1 protein-coding gene is annotated in these 973 nt (G+C 67.3%); it reads right to left on the reverse strand.

The features are described 5' to 3' along the window. Positions 1 to 807, reverse strand: an 807-nt coding sequence (locus tag HCZ87_RS20755; protein WP_167647019.1) for a methylated-DNA--[protein]-cysteine S-methyltransferase, incomplete at its 3' end; no start/stop codon positions are given. Positions 808 to 973: the final 166 nt, after the last annotated feature.

Consider the following 973-nt stretch of genomic DNA (forward strand, 5'->3'; position numbering starts at 1 on the left):
GGCCAGCATCGCGCGTTTGACCGGCAGCCCCCAGTGATAGCCCCCCATGGCGCCGCCCTTGCGAAGCACCCGGTGGCAGGGGATCAGCCAGCTCAGCGGGTTTTTCCCCACCGCCGTGCCCACCGCCCTTACCGCCCGGGGGCTGTCAATCGCCTCGGCAATCGCGCCATAGGTGATCGCGCTGCCCTCGGGGATGCTCATGAGCGCCTCCCAGACCTTGATCTGGAGCGGCGCCCCCATCAGGTGCAGCGCCGCCTGCCCCTTGCGGGCAAACACCGCCTCCACGGCAGGGCGCAGCGCCATGGGGTCCTCAACGAAATCGGCCCGGGGCCACCGGCTGCGCATATCTGCCAGCGTCGGCTCGGCCCCCACTTCGGCGGCAAACCCAAGGCCGCAGAGCCCCTTTTCGGTGCCCATGGCCAGCGCCAGACCAAAGGGGCTGTCAAACCAGCCCCAGCGCACCACCAGCCCCGCACCTTTGCGCGCGTAGTCGCCCGGGCTCATTGCCTCCCAGCGCAGGAACAGATCATGCAGCCGGCCAGACCCCGAGAGCCCCACCGCATGGGCGGTTTCCATCAGCGGCAGCTCCGCCCGCAACAGGCTCTTGGCGTGACCAAGACGCAGATATTGCTGGTAGCGTTTCGGCGAAACCCCGACCCAGGCGGAGAACACCCGCTGGAAATGCGCCGGGCTCATCTCCATCTGAGCCGCAAGCTGTTCCAGCGACAGGCTCTCGCCGCCCGCATCTATCAGCTCGATGGCCCGGCGGATCACCCCGTAGTGATAGGCCTGCTCATCCCTCGCCATGCCGCGCCTCCTTCTGTTCCGTCACCCACGTGTTCTGTCACAAGTCTAGCGACAGGCTCGGAACAGCGCGACCCGAAACCTGCGGATATCGCGGGCCTCACACTCTACAGGCGGGCGCTCTCCCGCCCCTTTTCACCAGCGGCAAAGCCACTGTCCAAAGCGTTGG

The organism is Phaeobacter sp. HF9A, from assembly GCF_011806385.1.
GTDB lineage: Bacteria > Pseudomonadota > Alphaproteobacteria > Rhodobacterales > Rhodobacteraceae > Epibacterium.